The sequence below is a fragment of the Streptomyces rectiviolaceus genome, assembly GCF_039533825.1.
Lineage (GTDB): Bacteria > Actinomycetota > Actinomycetes > Streptomycetales > Streptomycetaceae > Streptomyces > Streptomyces rectiviolaceus.
Window position 1 is genome coordinate 1 of record NZ_BAAAUG010000003.1, and the last position, 11,526, is coordinate 11,526.

Sequence of the window (11,526 nt, forward strand, 5' to 3'; positions counted from 1 at the left end):
GGACGCGCGGGGCCTGCCCGTGTGGCCGGGGGCGCCGACGCCGCTCGGCGCGCGGTTCAGGGTGGGGCCCGACGGGGTCGCGGGCACCAACTTCGCGCTGTGGGCGGGGGGCGCCGAGGCCGTCGAGCTGTGCCTGTTCGACGACGAGGGCGTCGAGACGCGCTCGCCGCTGACCGAGCTGACGCACGAGATCTGGCACGGCTTCGTGCCGGGCGTCCGTCCGGGGCAGCGCTACGGCTATCGCGTGCACGGCCGCTGGGATCCGTGGACGGGCGCCCGCTGGAACCCGGCGAAGCTGCTCCTTGACCCGTACGCGCGTGCGGTGGACGGTGACTTCGCCGCGTACGGCCTGCAGCCCGAGGTGTACGGACACGTACGGGACTGGCCCCAGCAGCAGGTGGCCGACACGGTGCGGGACGACCGGGACTCGGCCGCGTACGTCCCCAAGGGCGTGGTCGTGCACGACGACGCGCCGGACGACGAGTGGGCCGACGACCGGCGCCCGAAGACGCCGTGGGCGGACTCGGTGATCTACGAGGTCCACGTACGCGGCTTCACCAAGCTGCACCCGGGGATCCCGCAGGAGCTGCGGGGTACGTACGCGGGTCTCGCGCATCCGGCGGCGATCGACCATCTCCTGCGGCTCGGGGTGACGGCGGTGGAGCTGCTCCCCGTGCATCAGTTCGCCCATGAGGATCACCTCCTGCAAAGAGGCCTGAAGAACTACTGGGGCTACAACTCGATCGGCTACTTCGCGCCGCACGCGGCGTACGCGGCGTCGGGGACGACGGGCGGGCAGGTCGGGGAGTTCAAGCGGATGGTGCGGGCGCTGCACGAGGCCGGGATCGAGGTGATCCTCGACGTGGTCTACAACCACACGGCGGAGGCGGGCGAGCTGGGCCCGATGTTCTCGCTCAAGGGCATAGACAACCGCGGCTACTACCGCCTTCAGCCGTCCGACGCGCGGCGGTACGCGGACTACACGGGCTGCGGGAACACGCTCCAGGTGGTGCAGCCGCACGTCCTTCGCCTGATCACCGACTCCCTGCGGTACTGGGTGACGGAGATGGGCGTTGACGGTTTCCGCTTCGATCTGGCGGCGGCGCTCGCGCGCTCGTTCCACGACGTCGACATGCTCTCCCCCTTCCTCGCGGTGATCGCGCAGGACCCGGTGCTGCGGCGGGTGAAGCTGATAGCCGAGCCGTGGGACGTGGGCTCCGGCGGCTATCAGGTGGGGGCCTTTCCTCCCCTGTGGACGGAGTGGAACGACCGCTACCGGGGTGCGGTGCGGGACTTCTGGCGGGGCGCGCTGCCCGATGTGCGGGATCTGGGCTACCGGCTCTCCGGGTCGAGCGACCTGTACGCGTGGGGCGGGCGGCGTCCGTACGCGTCGGTGAACTTCGTGACGGCGCACGACGGGTTCACGCTGCGGGACCTGGTGTCGTACGAGCGCAAGCACAACGAGGCCAACGGCGAGGGGAACAGGGACGGTTCGGACGACAACCGGTCCTGGAACTGCGGCGTCGAGGGCGAGACGGCGGACGAGCGGGTGCTGGAGCTGCGGCGGCGGCAGCTGCGCAATCTGCTGACGACGCTGCTGCTCTCGACGGGGGTGCCGATGCTTGTCGCGGGCGATGAGATGGGGCGTACGCAGGGGGGCAGCAACAACGCGTACTGCCAGGACAACGAGGTCAGCTGGGTGGACTGGGGGCTCCTTGAGCAGCCGGGGTGGGCGGCGCTGTGCGATCTGACGTCCCGTCTGATCACTCTCCGGCACCGGCATCCCGTGCTGCGGCGGCGGGCGTTCTTCTCCGGGCGTGCGCATTCGGCGGACGGGCTTCGGGACCTGGCGTGGTTCACGGCGCGCGGGGCGGAGATGACGGAGGGCGACTGGTACGCGCCGGCCGCGACGCTGGGCATGTATCTGTCCGGCCGCGACATCCCCGGACGTGACGCCCGGGGCGTGCCGGTCGTCGACGACAGCTTCCTCGCGGTCCTGCACGCGGCGGACCGTGCGGGGAGCTTCGTGCTGCCGGGGGCGCCGTGGGCGCGGGAGTACGAGGTGGTGGTGGACACCTCCCTCGAGGAGCAGGGGGCCGCGCCCGGCACCGTGCTGCGGGCGGACACGGCGGTCACGATGGCCGCGCGGTCGGTGCTGCTGCTGCGGGTGCGTGACGGCGTGGCGGACGGGGGCGGCTGACGCCGGGGCTGACGCCGCGGGGTGTTGGCCCGCATTGGTCCGAACCTGCCCATTGCTCCGCTGCGGGGCACGGGCCAAGCTCGGCCCATGGACCTGGAGTTGCGGCACCTGAAGACGATCCGGGCGATCGCCGACGCGGGCAGCCTGACCAAGGCCGCTACCGTGCTCGGGCTCGCGCAGCCCGCCCTGAGCGCACAGCTGAAGCGGATCGAGCGCACCCTGGGAGGGGAGCTCTTCGAGCGGGGGCGGCACGGGGTACGGGCCACCGCGCTGGGGGAGTTCGTGCTGGCCCGCGCCCGCGTGGTGCTGCCCGCTGTGACCGGCCTGCGCGAGGAGGCGCTGCGGTTCGGCCGGGCCTGGGACGGCGGTGCGGGGTTCCGGCTCGGCGCGACGCACGGGCCGCTGCTCGGCGCCCTGGTGGACCGGCTCGCCGCCGCGCATCCGGGGGTGCCGGTGACCACCCACACCTCCTGGTCGGAGCGGGAGATCGCGTCCCGCACGGCCGACGGGCGCCTCGACTTCGCCCTGGTGGGGACATGCGGGGCGAGCACGCCGCCGGAGAGCGAGCTGCTCGTGTGGCGTGAGGTGGCCCGTGACCCGGTCTTCGTCATGCTGCCCATCGGCCATCCGCTGGCCGACCGCCAGGAGATCGACCTGTCGCTCCTCGCGGGAGAGGCGTGGACGGACGTGCCGGGCGACGGCTGCTTCGCGGACTGCTTCAACGCGGCGTGCGCCCGCGCGGGCTTCACTCCGTCCTCCGTCTACGAGACGGACGTGGCGTCCTGCGTCCATCTGGTCCAGGTGGGGCGGGCGGTGGGGCTCTGCCGGGCGACGTTCCCGCCGACGCCGGGCCTGGTGACCCGGCCGCTCTCCGGGGCGCCGCTGTACTGGCGGCATCTGCTCGGCTGGCATCCGGCGGCCCCGGCCCACGACACCGCGCCCGCCGTCTTCGCCCAGGCCCGCACGGCACACGCCGAAGCCACGGCACGCAGCGAAAGCTACACAGCATGGCTCGCGGCACCTTCCCCCCGCCTCCTGTAACACCCGGGCCCTCCCCCGGCCACGCTCTTCCGGGACGCCTCCGCCGCGCTCTCCCGGCCGCATCCTCCGCCGCACTCTCCCTGGCCACGCTCTCCGCCGCGCTACCCCGCCGCGTTCTACCGGCCGCACCTTCCGTCGCGCTACCCCGCCGCGCTCTCCCGGCCACGCCTTCCGTCGCGCTACCCCGCCACACCCTCCGCGCCCCACGTGACCTCGCCGCCGTACCTTCCGCGACCTCGCCACGCCCTCCGCGCCGCACGTGTGCGACATCGCGCCCTCGTCGCCGCACCTCCCGCAACCCCGCCACGCCCTCCGTACCTCCCGCGGCGTCGCCCCCGCACCCTCCGTCGCGCCTCCCGCAACCCTGTCGCGCCCTCAGCGCCTCCCGTGTCTCCCGCGCCTCCCGCACCGTCACCGCCGCCTCCGCGACCCCGCCACACCTCCCGCGACCTCGCCCCCACACCCTCCGTCGCAGCCCGCCGCACCCTCCACGCCTCCCGCACCGTCACCGCCGCACCCTCCGCGACCCCGCCACGCCCTCGCGCCGCCCCCTCCACGACCTCGCGCCCTCCCCGCCGCACCTCCCCCAACCCCCTCTCCCCACCTTCCATAACGCCAAGCCCGGGGGTCGACTGACAGCTATTTATGGGCAGTTGAGGCTTCTACGTTGTGGGCGATCCGCTGGCCGACGCCCTCACCGGTCCGCTCGCCCCCTCGCAACCGAGGAGAAGCTCCCATGCTCCCCATCCACCACAGACGCGCCGCGGCGGCGTGCGCCGCGTTTGCCGCGGCCGGTGCCCTGGTTCTCGCGGGTGTGCCCGGCACCGCGCATGCCCAGGCCGATCCCGCCTCGGCCCCGTCGCCCTCCCCTGCCGAGACCGCCGCCGTCGACAGGACTTCGCCCGAGGTCCTGAAGGCCATGCAGCGGGACCTCGGCCTCACGCCGGCGCAGGCCGAGGCCCGTCTGGTCAACGAGGCCGAGGCCGGCGCCGTCGCGGGAGCCCTGCGGGGCGCCCTCGGTCGTGACTTCGCGGGCGCCTGGGTGCACGGCGCCACCTCGGCGCGGCTCACCGTGGCCACCACCGACGCATCCGACGTTCCGGCGATCGAGGCGCGGGGTGCTCGGGCCGAGGTCGTGGCGCATTCGGAATCTCAACTGGACGCCGCCAAGGCGAAGTTGGACCGTGCCGCGAAGAAGGCGGTGACTCGCGACGCTCCCGTCTGGTACGTCGACGTGCGGTCCAACGCCGTCGTCGTGCGTGCCGTACAGGCGGGCGCCGCCAAGTCCCTCGTCTCCGCCGCGGGTGTCGCACCCTCCCTCGTACAGGTCGAGAAGACCGAAGAACGGCCGCGCCCGCTCTACGACCTCGTGGGCGGCGACGCGTACTACATGGGCGGCCGGTGCTCCATCGGCTTCCCGATCACCAAGGGCACCCAGCAGGGCTTCGCCACCGCGGGCCACTGCGGGCGGGCCGGCACCGCGACCACCGGCTACAACCAGGTGGCCCAGGGCACGTTCCAGGCATCCATCTTCCCCGGCAGGGACATGGCCTGGGTCGCCACCAACTCCCAGTGGACCGCCACCCCGTACGTGAAGGGCCAGAGCGGGCAGCGGGTCGGCGTCGGGGGCTCCACGCAGTCCCCGGTGGGTGCGTCGATCTGCCGTTCCGGCTCCACTACGGGGTGGCACTGCGGCACGATCCAGCAGCACAACACCAGTGTCACCTACCCCGAGGGCACCATCAGCGGCGTGACGCGGACGACGGTCTGCGCCGAGCCCGGCGACTCGGGCGGCTCCTACATATCCGGGAGCCAGGCACAGGGCGTCACCTCGGGCGGCTCGGGCAACTGCCGCAGCGGCGGGACCACCTTCCACCAGCCGATCAACCCGTTGTTGCAGCAGTTCGGCCTGACGCTGAAGACGACGGGTGGCGGCGACCCCGGCCCCGGTGACCCCGACCCGGGCGGCACGTGGGCCGCGGGCAAGGTCTACGCGGCCGGTGACACGGTCACGTACGGCGGCGCCACCTTCCGCTGCCTCCAGGGCCACCAGGCGCAGTCGGGCTGGGAGCCGCCGAACACTCCTGCTCTGTGGCAGCGGGGCTAGAGGCTAGAGGCTAGCCAGACCGTCAGCCCAGGATGCCGCGGCTGTACGCCGTCGCGACCGCCGCGGCCCGGTCCTTGACGCCCAACTTGCCGTAGATGTGGGTGAGGTGCGTCTTGACCGTGGCCTCGCTGATGAAGAGTTCGGCGGCGATCGCACGGTTCGACGTGCCCTTGGCGACGAGCGCGAGCACCTCCCGTTCGCGGGTGCTCAGCGGCTCGTTGCCGGGGGCACGCACGCGTGAGACCAGCCGGGAGGCGACGGCGGGCGAGAGGACCGTGCGGCCCTGGGCCGCCGCGCGGACCGCGGTGAACAGGTCGTCGCGGGGCGCGTCCTTGAGGAGGTAGCCGGTCGCGCCCGCCTCGATCGCGGGCAGCGTGTCGGAGTCCGTGTCGTACGTGGTCAGGACCAGGACCCGGGCGCGGGAGCCCCGCCGACCCAGCTCGGCGATCGCGTCGACGCCTCCCCCGCCCGGCATGCGCAGGTCCATCAGGACGACGTCCGGGTCGAGCCGCTCCACCAGGGCGACGGCCTCAACGCCGTCGGCGGCCTCGCCGAGCACCTCGAAGCAGGGGTCGGAGCGGAACATGCCGCGCAGACCGTCCCGTACGACGGGATGGTCGTCGACGATGAGCAGAGTGATCAGGTCAGCCATGGCGGACCAAAGGTACGCGAGCCGAAAGCGCCGTGCCGTGCCCCGGCTCCGATTCCACGGTGAACGAGCCCGCGATGCGTTCGGCGCGGGCCCGCATGCCGTCGAGGCCGAAGCCGCCGGAGCCGTTGCGCCGCACCAGGGTCAGCGGGTCGAAGCCGCGGCCGTCGTCGCGTACGTCCAGGGCCACCTCGCCCTCCATGTAGGAGAGGGTGACGCCCAGGCGGGTGGCCTCCGCGTGCCGGATGGCGTTGGACAGGGCCTCCTGGACGATGCGCAGGAGGGTCGCCTCGATCTCTTCGTGCAGCGGCTCGGCGGGTCCGGTGACCGTGAAGTCGCCGCGCACGCCTGTGCGTTCGGACCATTGCGCGACCGTCTTCTCCAGCGCTTCGGGGAGCGCGTCGTGCTCCAGGGCCGTCGGGGAGAGGTTGTGCACGGAACGGCGGGCCTCGCCGAGGCTGTGCCGGGCGAGGGCGGAGGCGCGGTCCAGGTGCTCGCGGGCCAGCGTTTCGTCGGATGCGGTCGCGACGACCTGGAGCTGCGCGATGATGCCGGTCAGGCCCTGCGCGATGGTGTCGTGGATCTCCGCGGCGAGGCGGCGCCGCTCGTCGGCGACGCCCGCTTCCCTTGCCTGGACCAGGAGTTGGGCGTGCAGGGCGGCGTTCTCGTCCATGGCCTGCTGGAGTGCGGTGTTGGCGCGTTCCAGTTCGACGATGGTGGCGTCCGCGTCGCGGGCGCGCTGTTCCTCCTGCTCCGCGAGGTGGGCGAAGACGGTGAGCAGCGCGATGTTCACCGCGAGCAGCCCGCCGAATACGGTCCAGCCGAGTTCCTCGTCCGGCGGAAGTCCGCCCGACTGGGAGCCCGCCATGATGACCGCGGTGGCGAAGAGGCCGGGCTTGACCAGGCGCGGGGGCAGCAGCCGCTCGGCGCCGAAGTAGCCGACGACGGCGTAGAACGCGAAGAACGGGTTGATCCAGGTGAGGACGAAGGCGATCGCCCAGCGCACGGCGTAGTAGAGCGTGCCCGCGGGCGAGTGCCCCGGGCGGGAGCGGGCCAGCGCGCCCCAGTACAGCTGGAGCGCCACCGCCGCGACGACCAGCGCCCCTGCCACGTTCCACGCGCCGCGCCCCATTCCTACGACGTTGCTCGTGGCGGCCGACATGAGGGCGCCGAACCCGAGGAGCACGTAGGGGCCCCAGCGGTGGAACAGGCCCCAGCGCTGCTCGATCATCTTCGTGGCGTCAGCCGTAGCGCTCGCCGTACTCGTACGCACGGCCCCAGTGTCGGTCACCTGCGGGGCCGCCTGCCCCTCACTCCCACCGGAACCAGCGTGCGGCCGCCGCCGAGAGGACCACGGTCCACAGCGCGAGCACCCCGAGGTGGGACAGGCCGGGCCAGTCGCCGGCCGCGGCGTCGCCCAGGGCCTGGGCGGCGGCGCCGAGCGGGGTGACCTCCACGACGCGGGCGAGCGCGTCCGGCATCGCCTGCACCGGCAGCCAGACGCCCGCGCTGAACATCATCGGGAAGAAGACGGCGGACCCGATCGCGGTCGCGGCCTTGGTCGCGCGCGCGATCGCAGAGACCACGGCGCCCAGGGCGAGCCCGCACAGGACGGCGAGGAGCAGCGCGAGCGCGTAGCCGAAGGCCTGGCGCGGCAGGGGTACGTCGAAGACCAGGCGGCCCACGGCCAGGGAGAGCAGGGACGAGACGAGCGCGGCGGCGCCGTGGATGCCCATCTGCGCGCCGAGCACGGCGGAGGGGCGGACCGGCGTGGCCGACATGCGGCGCAGGATGCCGCGTTCGCGGTAGCCGGTGATCAGCGGCGGCATGGCCTGCAGGCCCGCCATGATCAGGGAGAGCAGCACCGTCACGGGGACGTACGCGTCGACGAGGCGGATGCCGCCCAGCGAGGCGTCGGTCTCCCGGAAGGAGGGGATCGAGCCGAGGATCACCAGCAGGACCGTGGGGAACACCATGATCCAGAAGAGGGCGCCGGGCTCGCGGCGGAAGATCCGGAACTCGGCCTTGAGCACGGCGGCCGATGCCTTGTTCTTCGCAGTGGCGGTGGCGGCGGAGGCGGTGGCTCGGGGCGCGTTGACGGCGGTACTCATGCCGTGGCTCCCGTCAGGTCGAGGAAGGCGTCGTCCAACGTGGCGTCGGAGACCCGAAGTTGGTGGGCGGTGATGTGGTGCCGGGCGAGCAGCGTGATGGCGGCGTTGACGGTCTCGTCGGTGCCGTTCAGGGTGTAGCGGCCGTCGCGGTGGTCGACGGAGATCACCCGCGGCAGCGCGGCGAGTTCCCGTTCGTCCAGGGGCGCGGACGGCGTGAAGGACATGACGGTGGATCCCGCGGCCCGGCTGATGAGGCCCGCCGGGCTGTCGAGCGCGGCGATCCGCCCCTGGTCGATGACCGCGATGCGGTCGCAGAGGCGCTGGGCCTCCTCCATGAAGTGGGTGACCAGGAGGACGGTGACGCCGCTGTCGCGTACGTCCTCGATGAGTTCCCAGGTGTCGCGGCGGGCGCGCGGGTCGAGACCGGTGGTCAGCTCGTCGAGCACGACGACCCTCGGGTTCCCGATCAGCGCGAGCGCGATGAACAGGCGCTGCTTCTGGCCTCCGGAGAGCTTGCCGAAGCGGCTGTCCAGCTTGTCGGTCACGCGCAGGCGCTCGGCGAGGGGGCGCCAGTCGGCGGGGTCCGGGTAGAACGCGGAGTACAGCTCGAGCGCCTCGCGCACGGTGAGCTTCGCCTGCAGCTCGCTCTCCTGGAGCTGGGCGCCGAGGATCTGGGTGACCCGGTCGTGGTCGGCGACGGGGTCGAGCCCATCGACACGGACGGTCCCGGTGTCGGGGACGCGCAGACCCTCGACGCATTCCACGGTGGTGGTCTTGCCCGCGCCGTTGGGCCCGAGGACGCCGAAGATCTCGCCCTCCTCGACGGCGAAGGAGACGCCGTCGACGGCGGCCCGTCCGCCGTAGGCCTTGCGCAGGTCGTGCACTTCGATGATGGGCATGGGTCGAGCCTCGCCGGTGGGCGGGGGTCCGGGCATCGCCCATCGCGCTCGAAGCGGCATCAGCCGATCGGTTGATGCGGGGGTACGACTTCGCCGGCGCGGCCTGGTCGTAGGACCAGCGGACGAGCGGGGACGGGCCAAAACTCGGTGGGCTCTGTCAGTGGCCATCCGTAGGCTCGCTCCTGATGCCGAAACCAGATGCACCGACCAAGGAACCTACGGAGGGGCCGACCCAGGAGGGGTCCGCGGCGCGGACGCTGCTGCGCCTGTGGCCATACGTCCGTCCCGTGCGAACTCGCCTCTTCAGTGCGGCATTTGTCGCGATCCTCGCCTCCTGTACGGGGCTTGTCTTCCCCCTCGTACTGAAGTGGCTCGTGGACGGCCCGGTGGCGGACCGGGACCTCGGCGGGGTCTGGCTCGGGGCCCTGCTCCTGCTGCTGCTCGGTGTCGCGGAGGCGCTGCTCTTCGGCCTCCGGCGGTTGCTGGTGGCGCGTCCGCTCGCCTCGGTCGAGGCGGCGATGCGGGCGGATCTCTACCGCCATCTGCAGCGGCTCCCGGTGGCCTTCCACGACCGCTGGGCCTCGGGGCAGTTGCTGTCGCGCGGCACGACGGACCTGATGCTGCTGCGGATGTTCCTGGCCTTCCCGCTGACGTTCCTGATCGTGAACGGCACGACGATCGTGGTCGGCATGGCGATCCTGCTGGCGCAGGACTGGGCCCTCGGGCTCGTCCTGCTGACCCCGCTGTTGCCGCTGGTGATCGTCTGCGCGTACTACGAGGGCCGGTACATGGCCGTGGCGCGGCGGGCGCAGGATCAGGTCGGCGATCTGACGACGGTCGTCGAGGAGAGCGTGCTCGGCATCCGCATCATCAAGGGCTTCGGCCGCCACCGCAGTCAGGCGCGGGCGTTCCACGAACTCTCGCACACGCTGCGGGGCACGGAGCTGGCCAAGGCGCGGCTGCTCGCGGCGATCTACGCGGTGATCATGATGCTGCCGGAGATCGCGATCGGTGCGGCGCTGGTCCTCGGGACGGTGCAGGTGGCGGACGGCGGCCTGTCGACGGGCACGCTGGTCGCGTTCCTCTCCACGGCGCTCGCGCTGCGCTGGCCGGTGGAGTCGATCGGGTTCCTGCTCGCGATGAGCCAGGAGTCGGCGACGGCCACGGAGCGGTACTTCGAGGTGATGGACGCGGAGCCGGAGTCCTCTACGGAGGTCTTCTCCACGGAGGTCTCCTCCTCGGCGGGCGGCTCCGATGCGGCGGCGGGCGGCTCCGATGCGACCGGACTCCGCTTCCACGGCGTGGAGTTCCGCTACCCGGACGCGCCTGCCGACGCGCCGCCCGCGCTCGACCGGATCGACCTGCACGTCCGCCCCGGCGAGACCCTCGCCCTCGTGGGCGCGACGGGCAGCGGCAAGACGACGCTGACGGCGCTGGTGCCCCGGCTGCACGAGGTGAGCGGGGGCCGCATCACGCTGGACGGGGAGGACATCTCGGAGATGGACCGCGAGCGGCTGCGCACGCTGGTGGCGGTCGCCTTCGAGGAGCCGACGCTCTTCTCCGCGACGGTGGGCGAGAACGTCCTGATGGGCGCCGAAGAGGCCGCGGGTGACGCCGAGTTGGAGCGGGCCCTGGAGGTCGCCCAGGCCGACTTCGCCCACGCGCTTCCGCAGGGCACGGCCACCCAGGTCGGCGAGCAGGGCCTGAGCCTGTCCGGCGGCCAGCGCCAGCGCCTTGCGCTGGCCCGCGCGGTGGTGGGCCGCCCGCGCTTCCTGGTCCTCGACGATCCGCTCTCGGCGCTCGACGTCCACACGGAGGCCCTGGTGGAGGCGGCCCTGCGCCGCGTCCTGAAGGACACGACGGCCCTGGTGGTGGCCCACCGCCCGTCCACGGTCCTCCTGGCCGACCGCGTCGCCCTGCTCTCCAACGGCAGAATCACCGCGGTGGGCACCCACCAGGAACTGCTGCGGGGGAACACGGAGTACGCGTGGCTGATGTCAGGCGCGGGGGTCGCTCCCGCGACAGGGGAAGCGGACCGGGCGTCCGCAGCAGCCGAGGCTGACGGCCCGCCCCCGGCCGGGCGGACAGAGGCGCTGGGCGCTCCCCTGGCAGGGGAGGAGGACCCGACGCCCGCGACAGACGAGACGGACGGCGAGTCCGCGGACGGACAGAGGGAGACCCCGGGCGCACCCGCGACAAAGGCAGCCGACCCGGCGTCCATGACGGGTGAGACGGACGGCGCGTCCGCAGGCAGGCAAACCGAGACGCCGGTCGCTCCCGCGACAGGGGCAGCCGACTCGGCGTCCGCAGCAGCCGAGGCTGACGGCCCGCCCCCGGCCGGGCGGACAGATGCGCTGGGCGCTCCCCTGGCAGGGGAGGAGGACCCGACGCCCGCGACGGGCGAGACGGACGGCGCGTCCGCAGACGGACAGACGGAGACCCCGGGCGCACCCGCGACAAAGGCAGCCGACCCGGCGTCCATGACGGGTGAGACGGACGGCGCGTCCGCAGGCAGGCAA

The 11,526-nt window shown here is 72.9% G+C and carries 8 protein-coding genes; 4 read left to right on the forward strand and 4 right to left on the reverse strand.

The genetic code is table 11. The features are described from left to right. The 3 genes from glgX to ABD378_RS00115 form a co-directional block, all read left to right on the forward strand. Positions 1-2,200, forward strand: a 2,200-nt coding sequence (glgX, locus tag ABD378_RS00105) for a glycogen debranching protein GlgX (protein ID WP_344518142.1), incomplete at its 5' end; no start/stop codon positions are given. A gap of 87 nt (positions 2,201-2,287) precedes the next feature. Beyond that, a complete protein-coding gene (locus ABD378_RS00110; protein ID WP_344518143.1) occupies positions 2,288-3,241 on the forward strand; it encodes a LysR family transcriptional regulator in 954 nt (317 codons plus the stop codon). Positions 3,242-3,977: 736 nt separating this feature from the next. After that, positions 3,978-5,348 (forward strand): carbohydrate-binding protein, encoded by a 1,371-nt coding sequence (locus ABD378_RS00115; RefSeq protein WP_344518144.1) that lies wholly within the window; start codon positions 3,978-3,980, stop codon positions 5,346-5,348. Positions 5,349-5,370: 22 nt separating this feature from the next. Here the strand turns inward: ABD378_RS00115 and ABD378_RS00120 are convergent, their stop codons facing one another. The 4 genes from ABD378_RS00120 to ABD378_RS00135 form a co-directional block, all read right to left on the reverse strand. After that, positions 5,371-6,000, reverse strand: a complete 630-nt coding sequence (locus ABD378_RS00120; RefSeq protein ID WP_344518145.1) for a response regulator — start codon at positions 5,998-6,000, stop codon at positions 5,371-5,373. Beyond that, a complete protein-coding gene (locus tag ABD378_RS00125; RefSeq protein ID WP_344518163.1) occupies positions 5,993-7,228 on the reverse strand; it encodes a sensor histidine kinase in 1,236 nt (411 codons plus the stop codon). The genes ABD378_RS00120 and ABD378_RS00125 overlap by 8 nt, the downstream gene beginning before the upstream one ends. 79 nt (positions 7,229-7,307) lie before the next feature. Next, positions 7,308-8,108, reverse strand: coding sequence for an ABC transporter permease (locus ABD378_RS00130; protein ID WP_344518147.1), 801 nt, complete (start codon positions 8,106-8,108; stop codon positions 7,308-7,310). After that, positions 8,105-9,007 (reverse strand): ABC transporter ATP-binding protein, encoded by a 903-nt coding sequence (locus ABD378_RS00135; protein WP_344518148.1) that lies wholly within the window; start codon positions 9,005-9,007, stop codon positions 8,105-8,107. Before ABD378_RS00135 ends, ABD378_RS00130 begins: the two co-directional genes overlap by 4 nt. A gap of 185 nt (positions 9,008-9,192) precedes the next feature. On the opposite strand from ABD378_RS00135, the gene ABD378_RS00140 reads away from it, so the two are divergent. Continuing rightward, positions 9,193-11,526: ABC transporter ATP-binding protein (locus ABD378_RS00140; RefSeq protein WP_425583800.1), on the forward strand; the 2,334-nt coding region annotated here is incomplete at its 3' end.

Bases quoted from the DNA above. Each gene is read 5' to 3' on its own strand.
- ABD378_RS00110 (WP_344518143.1), top strand. From the start codon at position 2,288: ATGGACCTGGAGTTGCGGCACCTGAAGACGATCCGGGCGATCGCCGAC.
- ABD378_RS00115 (WP_344518144.1), top strand. From the start codon at position 3,978: ATGCTCCCCATCCACCACAGACGCGCCGCGGCGGCGTGCGCCGCGTTT.
- ABD378_RS00120 (WP_344518145.1), bottom strand. From the start codon at position 6,000: ATGGCTGACCTGATCACTCTGCTCATCGTCGACGACCATCCCGTCGTA.
- ABD378_RS00125 (WP_344518163.1), bottom strand. From the start codon at position 7,228: ATGATCGAGCAGCGCTGGGGCCTGTTCCACCGCTGGGGCCCCTACGTG.
- ABD378_RS00130 (WP_344518147.1), bottom strand. From the start codon at position 8,108: ATGAGTACCGCCGTCAACGCGCCCCGAGCCACCGCCTCCGCCGCCACC.
- ABD378_RS00135 (WP_344518148.1), bottom strand. From the start codon at position 9,007: ATGCCCATCATCGAAGTGCACGACCTGCGCAAGGCCTACGGCGGACGG.